Source organism: Pseudoduganella dura (genome assembly GCF_009727155.1).
Taxonomy (GTDB): Bacteria; Pseudomonadota; Gammaproteobacteria; order Burkholderiales; family Burkholderiaceae_D; genus Rugamonas; species Rugamonas dura.
On sequence record NZ_WNWM01000002.1, the window covers coordinates 3,853,929 to 3,876,389 of the forward strand.

Sequence of the window (22,461 nt, forward strand, 5' to 3'; positions counted from 1 at the left end):
TTCCCGGCAGGGCGCCTGACCCGTACTCCTTATCGGTGCGAACGTTACAAGTCATCAACATCGCCAGCAAGACAGTCGGGGGTTGAATCAGTAGTGCCGTTTCGGCACAAATGCGTCGGGCAAACTGCGGGCGAAAAAAAAGCCGGGCCGGGGCCCGGCCAGGTTCGGCACGAGAAATTATTTTTGATCGAGGATCCATTTCACGAGCGTGTGCGCATCGGCTTCGCTCACCTGCGGGCTGGGCGGCATCGGGATCGCGCCCCACACGCCCGCACCGCCCTTGATGACCTTCGTGACCAGTTTCGCTTCGGCATCCTTCTGGCCGGCATACTTCGCGGCCACGTCCCTGTACGAAGGCCCGACCAGCTTGTTCGCGACCGCATGGCACGCCATGCAGTTCCTGGCCTTCGCCAGGTCGGCATTCGCCAGGGCATGAGTGGATACGGCAGTAGAGCCCAGCAATACGCCGGCAATGATGAAGTGTTTCATGGTGTTCTCCAGATATGGTTCCGGCCGGATTCTAGCCGCCGCACGGAGGTCCGATTCATGCATGGGCGGCACAACTGAAACGACAGCGAGCGGTATTGGCGCGTCGACGGCTCGCTGGTAACTTCGGACCAAGGCAGCCATGGCCGGCGTTCATCCGGATGCCAGCATGGCCATGCGCGGCATGCTGCCGCAGCCCGGCCTTCGCTGGAGAAGCACACCATGCAGTACAAGAAACTCGGTAACACCGGCATCATCGTGTCGCGCCTCTGCCTGGGAGGCATGACGTTCGGAGGAGCGGCAACTCCCCCCTACGACAAGGTCGGCGGACTGTCGCTCCAGGAGACCGATGCGATCATTGGAGAAGCCATCGACCTGGGCATCAATTTCATCGACACGGCGGACGTCTACGCCGCCGGCGAATCGGAAAGCCTGCTGGGACAGGTCCTGTCGGGGCGCCGGGAAGATATCGTGCTGGCGACGAAATTCCATGCCGCGACGGGCAGGGGCCCCAACGATGCGGGCCAGTCACGTGTGCACCTGATGCGTGCCCTGGAGAACAGCCTGCGCCGTCTGCGCACGGACCACGTCGATCTATACCAGGTGCATAACTTCGATGCCCTGACGCCGGTCGAGGAAACGCTGCGCGCACTGGACGACGCGGTATCTGCGGGGAAGATCCGTTACATCGGCTGTTCGAACCTGGCGGCATGGCAGGTGGCCCGCGCACTCGGGGTGTCGGCCCTGCGCGGCTGGTCCGCCTATGCTTCCGTGCAGGCTTGCTATTCGCTCGCCGTCCGCGACATCGAGCGCGAGATACTGCCGCTGGCGATCGACCAGCAACTGGGCCTGATGGCCTGGAGCCCGCTGGCCGGCGGGCTGCTGTCCGGGAAATTCGGGCGGGAAGGTGGCACCGATGCCAACGCGAGGAGAATGCACATCGATTTCCCGCCGGTCGATACCGAACATGGATATCGCGTGATCGATGCGATCAGGCCGGTCGCGGCGCGGCACGACGCGAGTCCCGCGCGGATCGCCCTGGCCTGGGTGCTGGCGCAAGCCGGGGTGACGTGCGCGATCGTGGGTGCGCGGCGCGCCGAGCAGTTGCGTGACAACGCCGGGGCGCTGGATATCGTGCTGACCGCTCATGATATGGCGGAACTCGATGCCGCAACCAGGCTGGCGCCGTCCTATCCTGGCTGGGTGCAGGCGACGACCAATGCCCATCGGGAGAAATTCCTGCGCTGACAGCAATCGCGCTCCTCCGATCCGGCTCCTTTACCCGGCGCGCAATCGTTGTCGATCGGCTGTGGCGGGCTGGTCATCATTCCTGAATGCCCCTGCCTGCCGATCATCCACGGTCCGCGGCGACCCGACCGCGAACTTGTCCATGCACGATCTTCTGCTCACGCCCCTGGTGTTCCTTACCGCAGCCGTCCTGCTGGTCCCGCTGGCGCAGCGGCTGGGCCTTGGTTCCGTGCTGGGTTACCTGATTGCCGGAGCCATGATCGGTCCCTGGGGCCTGGCATTGATTACCCGTATCGACCGGATCAGCCACGTTGCCGAGATCGGCGTGGTGCTGATGCTGTTCCTCATCGGGCTCGAGTTGCAGCCTGCAAAATTGATCGCGATGCGTGCGCTGGTACTGGGTGGCGGTGCGCTGCAAATGACGGCCTGCAGCGTGGCGCTGGGCGCAGTCGGATGGCTGCTGGGGATACCCTGGACCGGTGCGTGCGTCGCCGGCATCGCCCTGGCCCTGTCCTCGACGGCCATCGCCGTGCAGAACATGAATGAGCGCTGCATGGAGCACACCCCGGGCGGCAAGGCGGCGTTTGCCATTCTGCTGTTCCAGGACATGGCGGCCATCCCGGTTCTTGTCGCGGTACCGTTGCTGGGCGGCGCCGGTGCGGCCAGTTTCAAGTGGCCGTGGGCCCTGGGCGCGGTAGCCGGGGTATTGGTCGTCGGGCGGTATCTCATGCGGCCGGCGCTGCACCTCATCGCACGCACGGGGCTGCGTGAAATCTTCACGGCATTCGCGCTGCTGCTGGTCCTTGGTATCGCGCAGCTGATGGCGCTTGCCAATCTGTCGATGGGGCTTGGCGCATTCCTGGCCGGCGTGCTGCTGGCGAGTTCGGAGTATCGCAAGGCGCTGGAGACGGACCTCGAGCCGTTCAAGGGCTTGCTGCTCGGATTGTTCTTCACGTCCGTCGGCATGTCCGTCAATTTTGGCTTGCTCGCCGACGGCCCCGTGCGCATTGCGTCGCTCACCGTTGCATATGTCGCGCTGAAGATGGCGCTGCTGTGGCTGACCGCCCGTGCGCTCCCCGTGCCGCCGGTGCAGAGGTGGCCGTTCGCAGGGGTGTTGGCGCAAGGAAGCGAGTTTGCGTTCGTCGTGCTGGCCGTGGCGGCCACGGCGGGTTTGTTATCGGCAGCATGGCAAGAAACCCTGGTGCTGGTGGTGGCCGTGTCCATGGCGTTGACGCCACTCGGGGTGGCAGGCGGGGAGTGGTTGAGCCGACGACAACACGCACAGGCACTACCGCCACCCGATGCGATCGACCCGGATGGTGCCAGGGTCATCATTGCGGGCTTCGGCCGGGTAGGGCAGATCGCCGGTCGCATGCTGGCCGCGTCCGGCATCGGCATGACCGTGCTGGACAACGACCCGGACCTGATCGACATGCTGCGCAACTACGGCATGCGGGTATTCTATGGCGATGCCACCCGCCTGGATTTGCTGCGCAGTGCGGAAGCCGACAAGGCAGTTCTCCTGATCAATGCAATCGACAACACCGAGAGCAGCCTGCGCCTGACCGATCTGGTACGCGAACATTTTCCGCATTTGAAGATGATCGCCAGGGCACGCAACGTGGCGCACCTGTTCGAACTGCGCGAGCGGGGCGTGGACATCATCGAGCGCGAGACATTCGAATCGGCACTGCTGATCGGACAGCGGGCCCTGGAGCAATTGGGGCTGGATGCCGCCGGGGCCGTGCGCGCAAAGGAGGTCTTCCGTTCGCATAACCTCGACACGCTCGAGGCGATGTTCCCGCTCCATCATGACGAAGGTTCGCTGGTATCGGCGGAGCGCGAGGCCCGGCAGGAACTGGCGCAATCACTCGAACATGACCGGCGCAGCATCGAACGCACGCAGACGTGAATCGGTGTCCGCTTGCATTGCGTGTACAGCCATATTGATGCCTCCAGGGAAAAACTATAAGGAGCTCCTGCTGTATTGTCGTACTTGATGGGGCAGGTTACCTTTTGCTGGCTGGCTTCGCTCGTAGGTCCGGAAGCGCTCCGACGTGTCATCGGATTAACGAGCGGAGCAAGCCCATCGCAAAACTACCTGATCGAGACCCATGAAAAACAGCACACACATCCTTTCCGCCTTGTCGCTCGCCGCTGCCCAGATGGCGCATGCGGCCGAACCTGTCCCGATTCCCGAGCACCGCGTCGAAGCGTTTCTGAAGGCGCTGAACGGCGGTGGCGGCAAGCCGATCGAGCAGCTGCCGCCCAATGAAGCGCGCCAGGTGCTCGTCGGCGCCCAGGCTTCGGTGCCGACCGATCTGTCGTCGGTGGAAGTAACCAACAGGACGATCACCCAGGATGGCCAGAAGGTCGAGCTGACGATCATGCGCCCGCGCGGCGCGAAGGCCGACGTGCCGGTGTTCATGTTCTTCCATGGCGGCGGTTGGGTGCTGGGCGACTTCCCGACCCACTCGCGTCTCGTGCGCGACCTGGTGAACCACTCCGGCGCGGCCGCGGTATTCGTGAACTACACGCCTTCGCCGGAGGCCCAGTACGGGACCGCGATCAACCAGGCGTATGCCGCCACGAAATGGGTCGCGGCACACGGCCAGGAAATCAAGGTCGACGGGACGCGCCTGGCGGTCGCCGGCAATAGCGTGGGCGGCAATATGGCGGCCGTGGTGAGCCTGATGGCCAAGCAGAAGGGGCAGCCGAAGATCCGCTTCCAGGCACTGCTGTGGCCGGTGACCGATGCGAATTTCGACACCGGCTCGTACAAGCAGTTCGAGAACGGCTACTTCCTGACCAAGGGCATGATGAAATGGTTCTGGGACAGCTACACGAAAGATGCGGCGAAGCGGGCGGAGATCACCGCCTCGCCGCTGCGTGCGACGAAAGCCCAATTGCAGGGCCTGCCCCCGGCACTGATCCAGACCGCCGAACTGGACGTGCTGCGCGACGAAGGCGAGGCATATGGCCGCAAGCTCGATGCCGCCGGCGTCGATGTCACGGTCACGCGCTACAACGGGCTGATCCATGACTATGGCCTGCTCAATGCCCTGGCGACGGTACCCGCGGTTGAATCGGCCATGCGTCAGGCGGGCGGCGAACTGGCCAGGCACCTGAAGTAATCACCGTATGGCAACGCTATGCCGCCGCGCTCATGCGGCGCCATGGGCAGCGTTGCCGCGCTCCGGCAAACAGTTGCTTACCGAACGAGAGGATCATCCATGCAGCATCAAGACACCACGCCCGTGCAGATTGCCGAGCTATTCTTTTCGCACTGGAACCATAACCGTATCGACGAGGCCCTGCTGATGCTGGCCGACGATGTCCTGTACGACAACGTGCCCTTTCCCGATATCGTCGGGCGCGACGCGGTGGGCGCCTTCCATCGCGGCTTTGGCGTCGGCACCGAGTTCCTGCTGGACTGGAAGGTGACGCATATCGCCGCGGCTGGCAATGTCGTCCTGAACGAGCGTATCGACATCTTCCGTCATCGCGACGGGGGGCCATCACACTGCCCGTGATGGGAACAATCACCGTGAAGGACGGGCGGATCACGGTGTGGCGCGACTACTTTGACCCGGCGGACTTCGACAGGCAGCTGGCAAGGATCCGCGGCGCGGCCACGGCCTAGCCGGCGTGCGGGCCGGCCCATCAGCTGGCCAGGAAGCGTTGCGCCAGGTTCTGCAGGCGGAACTGTTCCGTGACGAAATCGACAAACGCGCGCGTTTTTGCCGGCATCAGTTTCTGGCTCGTGAAGTACAGCGAGATCGCGCCCGCCTCCTCGTGCCAGCCGGGGAGCACCCGCACCAGCTCACCGGTTTCGAGATGGTGCATCACGTGGGGCATGGCCATCAGGCCGATCCCCATGTGCATCAGCACGCCGCGCACGAGCGCATCGGGATCGTTGACGGTCATGACGGCGCGCTGTTCGCCGGCCTGCGTTTCGCCGGCATCGTTCCGGAACATGCGCCGGACGACGCGGCCGCTGAACACGGAGCGCATCACCACGCCTTCATGCTCGATCAGATCGGCCGGCCTTGCCGGCGCCGTGCGGCCGCGCATGAACTGCGGCGTGGCGACTGCCACGATGTGCAGCCGCGACAGCTCGCGTGCGACGACGCCCGGCGGCAGGTCGAAGCCGCCGCCCACGGCCGCGTCGAAACCGTCGCGTATCAGGTCGACCTGCCGGTTGTCGAAATGCCAGTCGGGCACCACCGCAGGATAGCGCTGGACGAAGGCCGGCATCATCGGCAGCAGGAAGTCGGTGCCGAAGCGGTGCGCGGCGTTCAGTTTCAGCACCCCGGCCGGCTGGCCCGCCTTGGCTGTCACTTCGGCGATCGCACCCTGGATGCTGTCCAGGCCGCCCGATACGGCCTGCAGGAAGCGTTCTCCCGCTTCCGTCAGCGTCAGGCCGCGGGTGCTGCGCTGGAACAGGCGCACACCGAGGTTGCGTTCCAGTTGGGCCACGTTGCGGCTCACCGCCGCAGGCGTCAATGCCAGCCGGCGCGCCGCGGCCGAAAAGCTCGCCGACTCGGCGCTGCGGACGAAGGACTCCAGGTTCGACAGGGTTTCCACGGTTCGCTTTCAACGTTTGCTTGAAACTGATTATAGATGGCTCAGAGTACCGCTTGAAAGAGCAAGAATCCATACTTCTCTCATCAACCAACCACTTCGAAAGGAAATATCATGGACACGTCCCGCAAACTGCAAGGCAAGATCGCCATCGTCACCGGCGGCAGCCGCTCGATCGGCGCAGCGATCGCCCGGCGCCTGGCCGCCGACGGCGCCACCGTCGCCATCACCTACAACGCGTCGCCCGACCGCGCCAACGAAGTCGTCGCGGCCATCGAAGCGGCGGGCGGCAAGGCGATCGCCCTGCAGGCCGATGCCGGCAACCCGCAGGCCGTACGCGCCGCGGTGAACGGGGTCGCCGAACGCTTCGGTCACATCGACATTCTCGTCAACAACGCCGGCATCAGCGTGCTGGGCGCACCGGCGGACATCGCCTTCGAGGACTTCGAACGTATCCTGGCCGTGAACGTCACCGGCGTGTTCGTCGCCACGCAGGCAGCGCTGCGGCACATGGGCCAGGGCGGTCGCATCATCCACATCGGCAGCTCGATGGTGCAGTACGCGGCATTCCCGACCGCCTCCGCCTACACGCTGACGAAGGGCGCCGTGACCGGCTTCACGCGCGGCCTCGTGCGCGACCTGGGGCCGAAGGGCATCACCGTCAACACGGTGCACCCCGGCCCCACCGACAGCGACATGAACCCGGCCGACGGCGCAGTTGCCGATTTCGTCAAGCCCGGCATCGCGGTCGGCCGCTACGGCGAAGGGCGCGACATCGCCGCCGCGGTCAGCTACCTGGCCTCCGACGAAGCTTCATTCGTCAGCGGCGCCGAGCTGCTGGTCGACGGCGGCTTCACGGCCTGATCCCTTTTTAGATCGAGGAGAACAGCATGAAGATCGGAATCATCGGTGCCGGCGCGATCGGCACGGCCATTGCCCGCGCGCTCGCCAACGCCGGCATCGACGCCATCATCGCCAACCGTCGCGGCCCCGACTCGCTGGCGGCGCTGGAAGGCGAACTCGGTCCGCATATCCGTGCCGCGACGGTGCGCGAGGCCGCCAGTGCCGACATCGTCTTCCTGGCCGTGAACTGGTCGAAAATCCCGGATGCCGTGCGCGAACTGGGGCCGTGGGGCGGTCGCATCGTCATCGATGCCAACAATCCCATCGAGGCCCCGACATTCCGCCCGTTCGACCTGGGCGGGCGTGCATCCAGCGAAGTAGTGGCCGACCTGCTTCCTGGCGCCCGCCTGGTCAAGGCGTTCAACCACCTGCCGCCGGCATTGTTGGCCAGCGACCCGCGGGCGGAAGGCGGGCGGCGTGTGCTGTTCGTGGCCGGTGACAACGGGGAGGCGAAGGCCGAGGTACTGGAGCTGATCGAACGGATGGGCTTCTTCGGCATCGATCTGGGTACACTGGGGGGCGGTGGGCGCCTGTCGCAATTTCCCGGTGGGCCGCTGCCATCGTTGAATCTCGTGAAGTTCGACAAGGTTGCCGTGTAACTCTGGCCGCGTTGTGTCGCCCAGCTGCCTGGACTGGGGATCAAGAAGAGGCGCCACCAGCGAAGCACCAGGATTTTCCGGCTATCGCGGCAGACTTCGCGTGACGTATTGGCGCTCGCATGAGAGCGGGCCAAAGAATTCAGCACCAGTGGCCTGATTTTGTTTTTGGTATCTCAAGCGTTTCCGCACGACGCTGAGTGGCATTCCGGCTTTTTCTGTAATGGTGTGTTGGAGGAACGTGGATGGAACGTCTGCTGGTGGATTTTGTTGGCCCGATCAAGCTTGCTGTCGAAGTGCTGCATTACCGCAGCCCGGTGTTGACAGTCGACGATGCACGGCGGCTCAGCATTTTATATAGCGACGAGCGTCGCTGGCATCACAGGATGCTGAACCGGCTGCTTCACAAGCTGGTCGATTTCACCGATTGATTTCGGGTAGGGATGTGCAGCGCTGATTGCGATTCCCATCGCCGGACAACAAAAAACCCGCTACGCCTGGAGGCATGCGGGTTTCTGGATGCTGCTGGACTTCTTCGTATTCGTTCGTGGTGCGGGAACCGGAATCATAAATGCGTTTGAAGGCCGCATATTTGCTGGATCTACGGTTATGGATCAGAAAACATACCAACAGACATACCAACAAAATCTAGGGCTGCCCTCGGCTGGATCGTGTCAGATGCTGATCTGATATCGCACTCTAGTCCTGCGGCCGAGTGTCTTGCGGCGAGGTGGGGGTCTTCTCAAATTGAGGAGACTGGCTGAGTTAGCCTGGTGAGCACGTGCGATAGCAAGCTTGCATCGTAGATTACAGGCCGGGGCAAGAGAGTATGCAACTTCGATCTCCTGGCTCTCTGGCTTCCGAAAACTCGTTCGATTACCTCCCGTGGCATCCCTTCCAGCTCGAGCAAATGCCGACCGGCGGAGTACCCGTGCGCACTCTGAATTGTGATTGCTGCCTCAACAAGTGCGGCTCCTATGAAGTCTGAGCGGCGGCAGGTCAAAAGATCGTAATCTTGCATGTGCCCTCCTGCATTCACTATAGCTGGCTCTTGATGGCTTTGTGAGCTATTTTGCATTGCAATAAAATCCGACAAATTAATAGCCTTGAGTTGTGTTCTACAGCGATGCGATCACGCCTGAAGGGAGCAGAAAATCCCCAAAGGGCGCAAAGGGAGCACAGTTTTTTGTGTGTACCCTTCGGCGCTCTTTTTGCACCCTTCGACATGTACTGCTCTAGCTCTACAACAATTTCTTCCATTGTGCGGTGCAGCAGGATGGAAGCTGTAGCAGGCAATACGCCTAAGAGGCGTCAGCCGCGTTGCTTTTAAGTCAGCCGGTCGAGGGCGAAATGATCTTGGTATTTCTCAATCAATGCAAAAGGGATGCCAATTTCGGAAAGAATAAAGCCAATGACTATCAGTCTCATGCATTCAGAAACTTGTAACAGTTTAAGCGTAGTCAATTTGTTTATATAATTGAGAGGACGCCCAACATGAGCGATGTCGCCTCGTAAGTTGCCTATTGCCACGCCAAGTTTAGCTAAATCCGTACATGCAAGTGTTTCGCATAAAATTTCATGTAAATGTAATGAGCCAAATTTCTTTATTGGATATTCATATTTTTCTTTCGCAGGAACTTTATGTCTGACACTTATTGTCTCCATTTGCGAAGTCAGCAGTACTATGCTTCCGTAGATTTCTGAAATTGTGTAAACACGGGTTTCGTTTTGAAGGCTTGAGATTACAGTCGTATAGTCATTTTCTTTTGAGAACCAGCTTTGTATTACTTCGCGAAGGTTCACTTTGTTAGCGGTGATGGGCATGTGCCAGTGCGAAGTCGAACTTTTGCAAATTTCAACTGTTCTCGGATCTAGGATCGATGAGGTGTAGAGAGTCGCACTTCTTCGGCCTTCTTTGAACAACACTTCTGTCTGAGTTGGGTAAACCGGGGAATAGGTAAAGAGCGAAAAAATATTGGCTAGTCTGCGTATGTTGCTATGAGCTTCGGATAACGAAGTGCCGCTGTCAAATTTGATACTTACCCGGTATGCAAAACTATCTCGCCGGTAAAGCTCGTGACCATACTTTTCTTGGATGGTAGAAAATAATGCTTCTAGCTCCTGTAGTGCCTTTTCATTTGTACTATATAGAAGAGCTGTTACTTCATTTGCGAGCGGGGATAGCGATGCAGTCTGATGCATAGTAATCGAACCAAATGGTAGCGGCACTGAGATAGAGGCATCTGCTGAAAGAGGAATCTGGTGTACGGAGTGCTCAGGATAGAAGAACTCTTGCATATTACTCAAATCGAGATTAACGCTCTGAATGCTTTCGTCGAGGGTAATGTGTCTCCCCAGAATGAGAAATCTAAAGGCAACTCTACATCTGAACGACGGCGTTCCCATCTGTACACGCTTGATTGATCCGCTAAGTGAGAAGTCGCCGACAAGGCTACAGGATGAGCCATCTGATAGATGCCCGTGAAGGACTTCTCCATCACATAGCTGCTCTCGGCCAAGCAATGACGCATCGAGTTCGATGCCATTCGTAGGGGAGTAGTGCAACTCGCCAGCGAAACGGTTGTCGAACCCTCCCGGCACGAAGAACACGCCTGTCCAGCGTTGAGCATCCAGTAAGGTTTCCATCGTTTTCCCTGAGCAATTAATGCCTGAATAGTAACAGACACGAATTTTCTTAGTGGCGCAAGAGTGGCGCGCACCTCCCCGCAAACCCGCATGAACCCTCACTTCCACGATTATCATCAATCATCCGAGAAAGTCGAATTAGAGTAGGAGCGGTCTCTCATGCGTTAGCTACGATTCTATTTCGATTTTTTTTCGAGCGCGTCGTAAAGCTGCACTTTGACGCCTGTGCTCTTGCTTATGTCTAATAGACTGAGCATTTCTTATTTGCGCATGTGCTTTGTTCTTGGCATTAAATAGCTCTATGTAACAATTTCTGGACTCATCTAAAAAGTCAATTAATTGTTGCAAGTTCATTTTGATTTCCTCATTGCGCGCTGATGAAATCAATCCGCCTGCTGACAAAATTACACTGTCGGAGTCGGTCGTAAAAATCAGCCTCACCGAGTTATGGACAATAAGGTTCCGTTTGCTTGCTAATTTTCGGACTCTTTTAATTGAGTTGTTGAAGGCTAATTTTGAATCATCACTTAAGTCATCATGCGAGTCTAAAATTGTAGAAAGTAATTCTAGCCTCTTTTCCAGTAGGAGAGTTTTGCTAAATTCATGAAACGATGGTGAAAACCATTCAATAGTATCTAATGTAAGGTCTTCTATCTCGGTAAATGTTAATACGATATGACCGATATAGAACGCCCATTTATTTCTATCGGCCTCATGTTGCTTTTGCACTTTTTCTACATACGCGGCTGTAAACCGCTGCGGTCGCTTTTTAGTTGTTTCTGCCATAAAATTTACCGTAAGACTAATTGGATAGCTGATTTTCCTGAAAGTTTTTATGAGCGGCCGGCTTTATGCGCAGGCTATAACGCCAGTTATATTAAATAAAACAGAGCTTGACAATTTTGGTTCATCGCTCGTTTTCTGAATAGGGAGTTGCACACGCTGTATGTCTAAAGTAGATGTTATAAAGCGGTCCAGCGCTGCTGGACCGTTATGCGATTTGGGACCAACTGACAAAGGTACTGCTCCGCACTAAGGCATCTACTAGTTAGCTCAATTTTCTGATTAGAGATAGCCACGGCAGGGGCGAAATCACGCTCAACGATGGCGTACCTAGATATCCCCTATTGCCTCATTTTTATCTTCGTCCTTGTCTATCGAGTTCAATTCAGCTCTGGTCTGAGCATTTAGCGCTACTGTTTTAGATACTCGCTCGATCAAGTTGCGATAGTGTTGTCTTCTTTCTGATGCACTGAAATTGCCAGACTCAATTAGCGTAATGGCAGTTTCTAATGCTTCGTCTCCTAGTGGGGCCTTTCTTGCTAGCGCTCGAATAGTCTGGATATGCAAAAGTACAATTCCAATACTTCCCCAGCCGAGAATGGAAGATTCAAGAATCTGTTGAGGAACAGCGACGAATGCAGACAGTAAAATTACTAGGAATTTTGTTGCAAATCCAAGGGTCACGCCAAGCGAGGTTCGAGCAGGGTACTTAACAAAGATTATGTCTAAGGCCCTGCTTATTAGCAAACTTCCTTTATCTGCTGGTGCGCTCATAAACGGACGCCTTGCCAAAGGTTTGATGCTTGCTCAGAATTATAAGATTCTGGCACTAACGCTCGTTTGAAACCGCCGTTGGGGTCATTAAAGTCGATAGAATCTGAGTTTGCAATTAGAAAGTTAATCATCTCTCGCGCCTCGCTTTTATTCCCGCCGAAATATCCTCTGCGAATTCTATATGTCAAAACTAGGATTTTTGCTAATAAGAGGATGATGAGCCCAAAGGTGATCAGTAGAACGATCTTAAGATCGGCTACAGTGTACCCCTTGACTTGCGGAAAGTTCGATGCAGCTATCAGAACTATGGAGGGCAACAGGCTCACACCGGTAAGAAACAGCAGCGCACTCATGCACTTGTTTGTTACGCGGCGTAGATAGATTATAGATAGAGCAGCAGTTCGACGTCCGCTGATATTATCGATGGTAGACTGGAAAATTAGTTTGGCAGTCCGAGCGTTAATGAGGACGAAAATAATTGCGCCACATACCCCTAATGCGGCAATTCCGATTGTTGAGCTAAGATTCCAAAAGGTGCTGATGGTGCTTGTTATAGATAATCCAAAAACAATAATTAATTTTATTAGATCAATTTGCCGTCTCCTCTTGATGGAGAACAGCCGTAGTTTCAATAGCCATATTTTGAATATTGTCATCGTGTTTTCTCTTATCCGCTTTACCTTTTACGTGATGCCGATACCACTTCTTGGACACGAGCCGCCTATCTTGTCAGCACGACGGCTGTCGAAATGTCATAGGGCAGGTGGCTACGCTGGCTGTGTGACTGTGACTACACCTGATCATGACATGCCGAGGGCAGCCTTGCCATAGGCCGACGGTCGGAAGCGCAATCGCGATGACCTTTCTACACGAGCACGGCCACACTTTATGGCGACTATTACAGACACTGGCCACGAGCGACCGTGAAGCTTCTGGGCTACCTCTCTCAGCAAGTAAAATTCGCAGCCGCGTAACCACAAATCAACTGGCGCGAAAGTGGCGCAGAGCAGCCTGCAAACCCGCATGGATCCTCACTTCACTGATTATCAACAGTCATCGGCAAGTGTCGAGGCGATCCGCCCAGCCAGGGAGCGCACCCGATCGAGGTGCAAAAGCCTCCCGTGGCCCTTGTCCACCCATCAAATTACCCCTTCAAAGCACGGCCTCTACAGCCCAGCAATGCCCACTCTCGACCATCCCTCAATTTGAGGAGTGCTTACGAATCAAAGAGTTAAACCATTTATGACGTGCTGAGCTAGTCGCATGATGCCTCCTGCAGGCCTGCTGCCAGCGCGCAGCTGCGGTGGCCTCGACCTAGCGAAAGGGAGGGGGGTAGTCATTTCTCTGGAGTAACTTGGGCTGGACACCGCACTGTTCCTCACGCGCAGAAAATATCCCCCTTTGAGCTTTTGTTAATCAAATTAACCTCTATCTAACCTATTGATTTATATAAGGAAGTGGCCATTTGATTGTTAAAGCGGCTGTTAAAATTCAGCAAATGGGCTGTTAAAGTGGGCTGTTAATCAGCAAATGGTTTAACAGCGCTGTTAAACCTGCCGAACGACTGCAGCGGCGCCTGGTCGGCACCGTCGCCAGCACCCGGCTCGTCAACGGCCTGCACTTGGTAGCCAGACACTGGAATCGAGCCGCAGCACGCGCTAAGCCGACGTCGACGCGATGCCGCAGCAGCTGGCAACGACCTGCTGACTTTTCAGCCGGTTGTAGGCGCGGCATAGACTGGTCCACCGTCAGCCTGCGTCCTGTTGCCGGCGCCCGACAAGGCCCGCAGCCCCGACGGCGAGCAACGGCACACCCGGCACGCCGGCATCGCTGCCAGCTCCGGCTAGGTCGCGATGTGCCTGCACTTAGTCACCGCCCCCTCCCCCGGCGCAGCGCCGGCAGGCATCCTCCGATCGCCAGCGGCTGCGCGGTTGCCAGCACCGGCGCGGCGACACCGCCGCGAGCAACAGCACACCCGGCATGCCGGTATCGGCCCCGTGGCTAGCTCCGCCCGGTCCACCGCCAGCCTGCATCTCGTCGCCAGCATCGGGCAATGGCCGCGGCCTCGGCGGTGCGCATCAGCACACCCGGCATGGCCAGCATCGCTGCCAGCTCCGGCCAAGCCGCGATGCGCCTGCACCTGGTCACCGGTACCCGGCGCGGCGCGGCGCACCGCCGCGAGTAGCAGCACACCCGGCATGCCGGCATCGGCCCCGTGGCCAGCTCCGCCCGGTCTACCGCCAGCTTGCGTCCTGTCGCCAGCACCCGGCAATGCCTGCAGCCTTGGAGGCTCGCGCCGGCACATCCGGCACTCCGGCATCAGCCCCAGAGGCAGCTCCGGCCAGCAGCTATGTGTCTGCGCTTGGTCGCTAGAGCGTTTTGGGGGGGCAGCTCGTATATCCGGCCGCAACTCTGCACTTCTCCGTGGCGCGACCCGTGAAAAGTGGCCGTAAAAACCTGTCTCGGGTAAAGTTCACTCTGATCAGAATTGCTGCTGAGCGAAATCATCCTTTTCTTGGATATATACAGTGTTTATGTAGTGAATTTTTCTAATATTTCATATATGAATAAGAAATCTAAACCTAGACCTCTCTGGAACATTAAACGTGAGAATATTTTTCTGCCACTTGCAGAGGCTATATTTGTCGATCATCTAGGCGGCAAAGATAATTTCGAGACTTTTTACGCAGGATTAACAGATGTTGAAAAGGATCTTTTCTTGGGCATTGCATCTAAATATTCCTCACTTGTTAAGCATGGAGATTGGCATGTTAATTGGGAAGATTGTAATCCAGTAATAGACTACTTCACTAATTCTTTTAAAATAGTTTCGCTATTTGCGCTGATTGAATCGCTGTCTTCTGAGAAGCATGAAGATTTCTACGAATGGATTAAAAAAGAAGAAGGTGATGTATTCCCGATAAATGATAAATCAAAACTGAAATCGCTTTATGAAAGTTATAAGCTTTCATATGGGTCAATTCGTCGGTGCGTAAGTTTTTTTGAGCGACTTTCGCCGGCCCGGCAAGCCCGATTAAGGTCTGGGTTCAAGCTAAATGGGGAGCCGGCTTCTGATATAAAGGTTGTGGCCCAATATCTATATAATCTTCGGAGTAAATTCGTTCATGAATGTGAACTAGTCTTGGAAATTGCGAGCATTCCAGTAATGTCCCGGCACAAAAGCGCGGTGACTTTTACTGATATTTCGATTCCCATCCTTCTCCAAGCATTTGAAGAGGGAGTGCTCGCATATTTTAGTAGCACTCCACCATCGAAATAGAAGCCAATAACATCTACAGCATGACTCCAGTCGCCCCACCAGCACCGCGGCGCGCGTAAGCCGATCCCATCAGCGCACCTGGTCGCCGGCACTGGTCATGGCCGCGCAGGTACTCGGCACGCCATCGAGCGGCCACCCTGGCGGCATTCGCAAGTCCGGCGCGGCGACGGCAAGTACCCCACGGTCGACAGCGGCCTACGCCTGCGTGGCGCGTCAACGCGGCAGCAAGCAGCAGCACGCTGGCCCGCCGGCATTGGCACCGCTGCCAGCTCCGGTCCGCGATGGGACTGTGCCCGGCCGCCAGCTCCTGGAACTACATCGAGCGGCTGCGCCCAGGCCCTCCACCCAAGGCCGCGCATGGGGACGATGATCTGACGAACGGTGCACGCTCTAAGCACGCAGCGTGCCCCAAGCGTGCACGACAGGCGAACGAAGTACGTCACATCAACAGTCCGACGAGGCGCTAGCACTTGGTGCGGCGAGCAGCTGTGCATCGGCATGCCGGCATGGTCACTACGGCCAGCTCTGGCCGGTCCGCTATGGGCCTGCGCCTGTTCGGCAGCACCCGGCACGGCATTGAGCGGTCGCGCCTTGGGCAGCATCAGCCAGTCTGGCGCGGCGCCAGCTGGCATACTGCGTTCGATGGCGGCCTGTGCGGTCGTCAGCACCTGGCGCGGCGACACGGCAGCGAGCAGTAACACGTCGGGCATGCCGGCATCGGCACCATGGCCATGGCCCGCCGGGCTACCGTCGACCTGCCCCTCGTCGCCGGAATCTGGTTCGGCACGACGGCCGGCAGCAAGCCGCGGAGGCCTGGGCCACACCCAAAGCTGTACGTGAGGCCCAACCGTCTGGCGAATGGTGCACGAGTGGTAGCACGCAGCGTGCTCCAGACGTGCACGTATCACTAGCGCGGTCGAAACTTCGTTGTTAGTCTGCCTCCTGTCTCCATCAGCTCTATGGCGTTGGGGATCTCCATCGTCACACGGGCACGTTGCTGATCGGTCAATGATGCGTAGAGCAGACCTAAATTGTTCCGCGTCTTTTCGATGTCAGCCCAGGAATCGGCATGCTTGGATTTAGCTACTTTCTGCTCGATCTCTAGTTGGCGGCGGCGGCGGTCAAGATCGTAACGATCCCTACTCGCCTGGACCTGTTCAGCAGCGAGCGCCGCTTTTTGTTGCTCCAGTTCCCAAGCCCTGCGAGACATGCGAGAGCGGCCAGGCCCAAGGCGAGCCAGTGCAAAAGGCCCGCAGATTGCTTCATGTACCCAGTCCTGCCATGCGGACATTGCGGCGTTGAAGGCGCTGCGGATTTTGTTTCCCGACGCTTTCCGAGCTTCGCGGCTTGCCTCGTAACCGTCATGGACCTTGCCGAACGACTCACCAGGCCGCGGCACCAGATAGAAATGCACGTGAGGATGTCGCTCATCGAGATGCTCGAGCACACAGCGCAGCCGGTCGGCGTAGCGCACCTGCAGCTCGCGAATGGCGTGGTCGCGGAACCTGGGCCATTCATTGATCCGATCGCGCGGGAAGGAGATCACGCCCGCAGCCAAGCTGGGGGAGTCGGCGCGTGCTTTTCTCACCGCGTTCGCACCGCTTTTCAACCGCACGCTCACTTTCTGGCCCTCGATGAAGGTCTCGATCGCCTCGGTAATCATGTCGATCGAGCCATAGCAGATCGTCGGCGGCGCGGGGCGGGACACGTGGTTGCAATGACCCGGCTTCCGCGTGGCCTCGGCCAGGATCTCGGCATTACTCCATCCGCGCCCCTTTGGGTGCCGTGGTTGCTCGTGCCGGTCGCCCGGCTTTTTGGTGCGCCAACACTGCTAAACCAGTCGATGTGGGCGAATTGAAATCCTGTGGTCATTCATGCCTCCATGCAACAATCGTAGCACTTCGAAGGCAAGGGATTTGCTAAGTCTAGTGACCGACTAGACATAGCAAGCTATGTTATCGGCCCTTCGGGGAGTCCGGCAGCGGCCGGAAAATATGTCGAGGCAGAATAGCCGGTAAACGCTGTCGATGAAGTTGCCTGTCGCGCCTCCGCAAGCATTGAGGTCGGGGCCACAGGCTCTCGGGGTTTTCCCACTCGCCGAGTAACGGTGCGCGAACTCGCTTCGCTTAAGCTGCTGGGTTCTGGTACGCCTTGATTGCACCGCCCACGTCGACATAGGCGCCACCAGTGCGGGCAAAGCCGAGCATGCCGATCTGCCCGTTCAGTACTAGTGCGCTATCCGTCATGCGCCTGATGTCGAGGCCAAGCACATCACGGATCACATAGGCACTAAAGTCACCGAACAGAATGGACTTGGCATTAGCGGCCATGATGGGCATGTCGTTGTTGATCGTGACCGGGTATCCCTTCAGGCGCTCCACCAGGTCGGCGCCACGCTCCACCAAGTGAAGTGGATAGCCGGCCGAGTCCTTCAGCTTCTTGATGCTGCGCAGGGTCTGCTCGTGCATCATCCAGCCGCAGGACGGGCTGAGGCGGTAGGCCTCGTCCACGCTAAAGACCAAGTCCTCGAGGTCGTCATCGGTGACGGTCATGAACTGGCCCGCGGCGCCGATTCGGCCAAGGCTGGCGGCGCCTACGATGCCGATCGGCTCCTTGCCGTAGTTCGGGTCTGTCGACACCGCCGTGCCGATACCGATCGTGAGTTTCCTGTTAGTGATGCGGCCGATGCGCGCGGCAATCCGGTTCTCGACAAACCCGGGAAAGTCGGCACCAGCGTCTTGCCACAGTTCGAATGGGATGCGGATCAGCTTGGAGCCGTACTTGAACACGTGGATGGGCGTCCGGCCAAAGGTGGGGTCTTGCGATGCGCTAGGGGCGTTCTGTTCCAGTTGCTCGCCGATCTCGGTGCGGCCGTCGCTATTCGGCCACCCCAGCTCGCCGCTCGTCTGGGTGGTAATGACAGTGCAGACACGGCGCATTGCCGAGTAGGTCTTTAGCGCATCCGCGATGCTTTCGGCGACGGGCGTTGGAACTGCCATGCCGGCCTGCGTCGGCGTTGCTTCGAAAATTGCGTTCCAAAATTTGACGCGTTCCTGATTCTCGATCTTCATTGCTACATCCCTTCAAAGTAAGCCGGGAACGTCCCGGTGTGTGGTTATCTGCTGCGGGCTTTCATACGCGCTATGTCCTATTGGGTGCCGCGCGGCTTGGATTTCGTACGTGTTACCCCACGTACTCTCGCGCGTCGCGCGTCCAGTAGTAGGCGCGCGTGCCTTGATTGTTGCTAGGGTCAAGTTCCGCCGGCTGGTCGAACAGCATCACGGGCAAGGCGCCGCAGTAACCCAGCCCTTCCAGTTCATTCCGGAAGTCGTACTCCGCCTTATTCGCGTTGTGCAGCTCCTCCACTGCCGCAAGCAGGCGTTTGACCACTGCCTTATGCTCGGTGATGAAGTGCTGGGCAGCTTCTGCGCTGAGCGTTCGCTCCACTTGGTCGACGATCGTGCTCTGTGCCTTTCCTGCGGCCTCGAGCGCGGCGATGAGCCTGCTCTTGGTCTGGATCTGGTCGGACAGCGACTCCAGTGACCCTGCCCCCGAAATCATTGCCTCCGCTTTTTGGATGGCATGCTCAACTCCGGTTTCCTGTTTCTCGTCCGGATTGATGCTCTTCGTGTACTCGATCCGGAGCGCGTTCAGCTTCTCCTGTTCCGACTGCAGTTGCGTACGGAATTGACTGAGTTTGGCCAGGGCCTCGCGGTGGCTCGGATGGTCACGCAGATGTGGATAGGCAGAAGCTTTGTTTGCGGTTTTCATGGCTTTCCTTTTCAGTTATTGGACTGCACCGCCGTTGTGCCGGCGTTGCTTGATGCTGGTTCGGGAGTAGCTCCCGTTTGCTGACACCAGCGGGCCCGCTTGTAAGCCGCGGGGTGCGGCTTCAAGTCAAATGCGGAGACAGTGAGAAGCCGCGACACCGATGAAGCAAATCGACCAAGTCAGCTGGCAGGGCAGGGCCAGCGATAGTGGCCTTCGAGCGGTTCCCGCATCGCCAAGCCTTTACGCTGCCGTACAGGTTTGCGCATTCCAAGCAGATGCGGCGCTCATGCTGTTGCGCGTCACGGATCGCCAGGCGCCGCGCGATTGGCTCGGCCGCGTGCTGTGGCAAGCCATGCTGTTGGAACACCATGACGCGCGCGGCGAACAGTTGTGCACGATCGCTGGCCAGGTATGCGAGCAGTTCGTTCTTGTGGTCTTTCAGGACCGGCCGCCAGGTATCGACGGTTTGCGGCGCGCCTGTTACCACCAGCTGGCCGCCGTCGGCCGATATCGCCAGGCCATCAGCGCGGCATTGTTCGATGACGGTTTCGACGCTCATATGGCCTCGCGGACGATGGTTTGCGCGGCTGGACCTGCTGATTTTTCAGCTCCTCCAACTGCCGAAGGGAACATAAAAGTGTGTGAAGGGAGCGAAGGGAGCACGGTTTTTTGTGTGTGCTGTTCCGCACTCTTCGTGCTCTCTTCGGGTATCGTTTGGTGGGACGACACCGGCAGGCGCCACACCCACGGGCCGCCCATGCTCAATTTTGAGGACTCGATGCCCAGCTCTTTTTTCAGGCGTTTTGCCGTGTCCCATGAGTGGCCGGCATCGCGCACTTCGACCTGCAGCAGCTTTACCGCCATCGAACCTCCGGCATCCTTGATCGTGTCGATCAGCATGTGTTTGAGCTCGTCTCGCGTGCTGCTGTCGCCATCCTCGTCTACTTCGACTTCCCCGAGAATTTCGCGCGCCGTGCCCTCGATAATTCCATCCCATACTGCATGCGTCGCTACGATGCCGCCATCGAGCGTCACCAGGTCGAGGTTGTACGCCACGCCGCCATCATCAGGAGCGATGTTCGATTTCGCACGGGCGAGTACGCGGCGGCTGCCGTCATCCTCTTTTGCCGTCACCAGCACCATGCGCGCCAGTGCACCAAAGGCCTGCGAGCCGATTACGCGGTCTTGCGGATCGCGGCCGGCGCCGCCTTTGGCAAAGTGCGTAATGCCAATAACGGCGCAGTCGTGCGCTTCGGCGAAATCGACCACCGCCTGCAAGCTACGGCGCACGTCATTGGCGCGATGCATGTCACCGGCAACGGCTGACACGATCGGATCGATCAGCAGCAAGCTGACACCGCCCATGACGCTCACCGCGCGGTGAAGCTCCGCTATATCCTGTGCCGGATCGAACGGCACGCTCTGGCCATCCTGCGCGATGCCTTCAATGAAGTGGCAGCGACTGAGGTCCGCGCCGGAGGCCATCAGGCGTGGCACGAGGGTGTCGTCGGCGACGTCCTCGCTTGACCAGATCAACACATTGCCGCGCTGCTTGTGCACAGTGCCGTCTGGCCAGCGGCCGCCGCCGGTAATCACCGCGGCGAGGGCAAGTGCGAGCGTGGTCTTGCCCGTGCCGGCGGCGCCGGCCAGAATGGTCAGCTTGCCAGCCGGGAGCCAGCCAGGCCACAGCCAGTTGATGGCCTGCGGCCGGATATCGGCGCCGCAACGAATCTGCACCGTTCGCTCGCCGCTTTGCTTCGATCGATCAAACGGCATCGCTACCTGCTTCGCTTTCTCCAGCAGCTCCCGCGCCTGGCGCGCGCCGTCGTCCTCTTTGCCGAGCTTGAAGCCCGAAACGTTCTCAGTCATCGTATTTTTTGCATTCATGGTTTCGCCAGCTTGAGGTACGCTGTCCGTTTATGGTCGCTATCGACCAGCAGCAGCCGGCGCGGCCGGGCGCGGTAGAGGCGATCCGACAGCGTGCGCAGCTGGCCGTAGCGGATCAGGTCGCCAGGGAAGAGCAGCACCACGTCGAGGCCGGCAACCGCCGCGCATTCGCTTTCGGACGGCAGGCGCGCTGGGTCGATCTCGATCGCGTTGGCCTTGAGCGGCCGGAACCCGATGCCGAGCCAGATCGTGCCGTCAGCTGGCGCAAGCCCGTGTTCAGCGCGGATCCGCGCGAGTTCGGCAAGCGTGCTCATGGCGTGCCTCCAAACTCCGGCGGTTCGATCGCATTGCCGAGGTTTTCGGAGAGCTCGCGGACAAACTGGGCTTCTACCGCCAGGTGCGCGATCAGCTCGCCAAGGCCCATGAGGATTCGCGGCTCGATGCCGCTTTGGGCATCGGTGCCGGCGGCCAAGAGCACGCTGCCCAGCGCCTCGATACCGCGCAGCAGTGTCGTGCTGGCATTGTCGGCGTGGTTGCGTGCGGCCTGAACGATCAAGCGTTGATCCAGTGCCAAGTGCTCCGCGGCGAGAAGGTTCTCGGGCAACTTCCGGAGGAGGTGGCCCAGCTCATACGCGGCACGGTCGGCGCGGGCGAAGTGAGGGTTGTGCTTGGAGCTCATGCTGCCTCCTTGCAGGCGACGGTTTCGGCCATGTGGCGCATCTTGCGCTCTGCGTCCGCCGCGAGCATTCGCGCGGAGACGATCGCCAGGCGCAGCAGGTTTTCCGTATCGATGCGATCGAGAACCGGCGGCGTTTCCGTGCCCGGGTCGGCCATGGTATTGGCATGGCGTTCCATGTTGCTGGAGTTGACCAGCTGGAGGCACGTCTCGATTCCGCGGCTGACATCCATCGTCAGCGCTATGAATGCGGCGCAGTCGTGGCCTCCTGCCCCCGGGCTTGTCCATGAAAAAGGCTGGTGCAGCGCCGGCACGTCGCGGCGGTCGATCTGCGCGGCGCTCATGCTGCGCCTCCAACGGTCGAGGTGGTTGCGCGCCAGATGCCGTGGCCTTCGGCCAGGCCGGCATGGTATGCGTCGTCCTGGGCAGTGCCAGGCTCGTAGAGGTGGGGGATTCGTTTGCCTTCGATGCGATAGGCGAGGGCTGCGCGCACGCCGGCCTTGTATTCCGGACTACGGGGATCGCGGGGCTTGCTGAATGCTGCGTGGTAAAGGTGGTCGACGGACAGCGGGCGGCTGTTGTCGGAGGTGTTTTGTTGGGGTGTGACGGTGCCTGGCATAGCGCCTCCTGTGCAGTTGGAAAACCGCGCTCCCCGTCGCCAAACGGGTGGAGCGGCAAATGGTGGGGTTGGCGAACCGGCGCACAGGAGTACCGGCATACCCGAAGGTATCCCCACCACCGCCGCTCCATAGGAGATGCAATGGCTCGGACAAAAAAATACCGCCAAGTGGCGGTGCGTCCGCCTGCACAATTCGAGTCGCCAAACC

General features: G+C 58.8%; 24 protein-coding genes. 9 read left to right on the forward strand and 15 right to left on the reverse strand.

Annotation, left to right across the window (positions count from 1 at the left end; all coding sequences use genetic code 11):
• Positions 1 to 177: 177 nt before the first annotated feature.
• Positions 178 to 489, reverse strand: coding sequence for a c-type cytochrome (locus tag GJV26_RS16895; protein WP_155709852.1), 312 nt, complete (start codon positions 487 to 489; stop codon positions 178 to 180).
• 219 nt (positions 490 to 708) lie between these two features.
• Between GJV26_RS16895 and GJV26_RS16900 the strand changes: the two genes are divergently transcribed.
• The 5 genes from GJV26_RS16900 to GJV26_RS30715 all read left to right on the forward strand — a co-directional run bounded on the left by GJV26_RS16900 (position 709) and on the right by GJV26_RS30715 (position 5,377).
• Complete coding sequence (locus GJV26_RS16900; RefSeq protein WP_155709853.1) at positions 709 to 1,734, forward strand: aldo/keto reductase; 1,026 nt, start codon at positions 709 to 711, stop codon at positions 1,732 to 1,734.
• 142 nt (positions 1,735 to 1,876) lie between these two features.
• Entirely contained in the window at positions 1,877 to 3,646 is a 1,770-nt protein-coding gene (kefC, locus tag GJV26_RS16905; RefSeq protein ID WP_155709854.1) for a glutathione-regulated potassium-efflux system protein KefC, read from the forward strand.
• Between the two features lie 202 nt (positions 3,647 to 3,848).
• A complete protein-coding gene (locus GJV26_RS16910) occupies positions 3,849 to 4,868 on the forward strand; it encodes an alpha/beta hydrolase (protein WP_155709855.1) in 1,020 nt (339 codons plus the stop codon).
• A gap of 99 nt (positions 4,869 to 4,967) precedes the next feature.
• Positions 4,968 to 5,267 carry a limonene-1,2-epoxide hydrolase family protein gene (locus tag GJV26_RS16915; RefSeq protein ID WP_371866489.1) on the forward strand — a complete coding sequence of 100 codons (300 nt, stop codon included), beginning with the start codon at positions 4,968 to 4,970 and terminating at the stop codon, positions 5,265 to 5,267.
• Positions 5,267 to 5,377: a limonene-1,2-epoxide hydrolase family protein gene (locus GJV26_RS30715; RefSeq protein ID WP_371866563.1), complete on the forward strand. Its 111-nt coding sequence runs from the start codon at positions 5,267 to 5,269 to the stop codon at positions 5,375 to 5,377. Before GJV26_RS16915 ends, GJV26_RS30715 begins: the two co-directional genes overlap by 1 nt.
• A 20-nt stretch (positions 5,378 to 5,397) precedes the next feature.
• Here GJV26_RS30715 and GJV26_RS16920 read toward each other — a convergent pair whose 3' ends face one another.
• Complete coding sequence (locus GJV26_RS16920; protein WP_189441647.1) at positions 5,398 to 6,321, reverse strand: LysR family transcriptional regulator; 924 nt, start codon at positions 6,319 to 6,321, stop codon at positions 5,398 to 5,400.
• Between the two features lie 111 nt (positions 6,322 to 6,432).
• On the opposite strand from GJV26_RS16920, the gene GJV26_RS16925 reads away from it, so the two are divergent.
• From GJV26_RS16925 to GJV26_RS16935, 3 genes are all read left to right on the forward strand, one after another.
• Positions 6,433 to 7,182, forward strand: a complete 750-nt coding sequence (locus GJV26_RS16925) for a 3-oxoacyl-ACP reductase family protein (protein ID WP_155709856.1) — start codon at positions 6,433 to 6,435, stop codon at positions 7,180 to 7,182.
• Between the two features lie 26 nt (positions 7,183 to 7,208).
• On the forward strand, positions 7,209 to 7,820 hold the full coding sequence (locus GJV26_RS16930) for an NADPH-dependent F420 reductase (RefSeq protein WP_155709857.1): 612 nt from the start codon (positions 7,209 to 7,211) through the stop codon (positions 7,818 to 7,820).
• A 242-nt stretch (positions 7,821 to 8,062) separates the two neighbouring features.
• Positions 8,063 to 8,248, forward strand: coding sequence for a hypothetical protein (locus GJV26_RS16935; protein ID WP_155709858.1), 186 nt, complete (start codon positions 8,063 to 8,065; stop codon positions 8,246 to 8,248).
• Positions 8,249 to 9,143: 895 nt separating this feature from the next.
• Here GJV26_RS16935 and GJV26_RS16940 read toward each other — a convergent pair.
• The 4 genes from GJV26_RS16940 to GJV26_RS16955 all read right to left on the reverse strand — a co-directional run bounded on the left by GJV26_RS16940 (position 9,144) and on the right by GJV26_RS16955 (position 12,676).
• The gene (locus GJV26_RS16940) at positions 9,144 to 10,463 is read right to left on the reverse strand and encodes an ApeA N-terminal domain 1-containing protein (protein ID WP_155709859.1); all 1,320 of its coding nucleotides are present in this window, start codon (positions 10,461 to 10,463) and stop codon (positions 9,144 to 9,146) included.
• Between the two features lie 168 nt (positions 10,464 to 10,631).
• Positions 10,632 to 11,249 (reverse strand): hypothetical protein, encoded by a 618-nt coding sequence (locus GJV26_RS16945; protein WP_155709860.1) that lies wholly within the window; start codon positions 11,247 to 11,249, stop codon positions 10,632 to 10,634.
• A gap of 327 nt (positions 11,250 to 11,576) precedes the next feature.
• Complete coding sequence (locus tag GJV26_RS16950) at positions 11,577 to 12,020, reverse strand: hypothetical protein (RefSeq protein WP_155709861.1); 444 nt, start codon at positions 12,018 to 12,020, stop codon at positions 11,577 to 11,579.
• Positions 12,017 to 12,676 (reverse strand): hypothetical protein, encoded by a 660-nt coding sequence (locus tag GJV26_RS16955; protein WP_155709862.1) that lies wholly within the window; start codon positions 12,674 to 12,676, stop codon positions 12,017 to 12,019. The genes GJV26_RS16950 and GJV26_RS16955 overlap by 4 nt, the downstream gene beginning before the upstream one ends.
• A 1,832-nt stretch (positions 12,677 to 14,508) precedes the next feature.
• On the opposite strand from GJV26_RS16955, the gene GJV26_RS16960 reads away from it, so the two are divergent.
• Positions 14,509 to 15,300, forward strand: a complete 792-nt coding sequence (locus tag GJV26_RS16960) for a hypothetical protein (RefSeq protein WP_155709863.1) — start codon at positions 14,509 to 14,511, stop codon at positions 15,298 to 15,300.
• Positions 15,301 to 16,207: 907 nt separating this feature from the next.
• Here GJV26_RS16960 and GJV26_RS16965 read toward each other — a convergent pair.
• From GJV26_RS16965 to GJV26_RS17005, 9 genes are all read right to left on the reverse strand, one after another.
• Positions 16,208 to 17,008, reverse strand: a complete 801-nt coding sequence (locus GJV26_RS16965; RefSeq protein ID WP_173346222.1) for a plasmid recombination protein — start codon at positions 17,006 to 17,008, stop codon at positions 16,208 to 16,210.
• Positions 17,009 to 17,426: 418 nt separating this feature from the next.
• Positions 17,427 to 18,371 carry a phage major capsid protein gene (locus GJV26_RS16970; protein WP_155709865.1) on the reverse strand — a complete coding sequence of 315 codons (945 nt, stop codon included), beginning with the start codon at positions 18,369 to 18,371 and terminating at the stop codon, positions 17,427 to 17,429.
• 112 nt (positions 18,372 to 18,483) lie between these two features.
• Positions 18,484 to 19,071, reverse strand: coding sequence for a hypothetical protein (locus GJV26_RS16975; protein ID WP_155709866.1), 588 nt, complete (start codon positions 19,069 to 19,071; stop codon positions 18,484 to 18,486).
• Positions 19,072 to 19,192: 121 nt separating this feature from the next.
• Positions 19,193 to 19,630: a hypothetical protein gene (locus GJV26_RS16980; RefSeq protein WP_155709867.1), complete on the reverse strand. Its 438-nt coding sequence runs from the start codon at positions 19,628 to 19,630 to the stop codon at positions 19,193 to 19,195.
• Entirely contained in the window at positions 19,627 to 20,958 is a 1,332-nt protein-coding gene (locus GJV26_RS16985) for an AAA family ATPase (protein WP_229419331.1), read from the reverse strand. The genes GJV26_RS16980 and GJV26_RS16985 overlap by 4 nt, the downstream gene beginning before the upstream one ends.
• Complete coding sequence (locus GJV26_RS16990) at positions 20,955 to 21,272, reverse strand: hypothetical protein (RefSeq protein ID WP_155709868.1); 318 nt, start codon at positions 21,270 to 21,272, stop codon at positions 20,955 to 20,957. Before GJV26_RS16990 ends, GJV26_RS16985 begins: the two co-directional genes overlap by 4 nt.
• Positions 21,269 to 21,637 carry a hypothetical protein gene (locus GJV26_RS16995; protein WP_155709869.1) on the reverse strand — a complete coding sequence of 123 codons (369 nt, stop codon included), beginning with the start codon at positions 21,635 to 21,637 and terminating at the stop codon, positions 21,269 to 21,271. Before GJV26_RS16995 ends, GJV26_RS16990 begins: the two co-directional genes overlap by 4 nt.
• A complete protein-coding gene (locus tag GJV26_RS17000) occupies positions 21,634 to 21,978 on the reverse strand; it encodes a hypothetical protein (protein WP_155709870.1) in 345 nt (114 codons plus the stop codon). The genes GJV26_RS16995 and GJV26_RS17000 overlap by 4 nt, the downstream gene beginning before the upstream one ends.
• Positions 21,975 to 22,253 carry a hypothetical protein gene (locus tag GJV26_RS17005; protein ID WP_155709871.1) on the reverse strand — a complete coding sequence of 93 codons (279 nt, stop codon included), beginning with the start codon at positions 22,251 to 22,253 and terminating at the stop codon, positions 21,975 to 21,977. Before GJV26_RS17005 ends, GJV26_RS17000 begins: the two co-directional genes overlap by 4 nt.
• Positions 22,254 to 22,461: the final 208 nt, after the last annotated feature.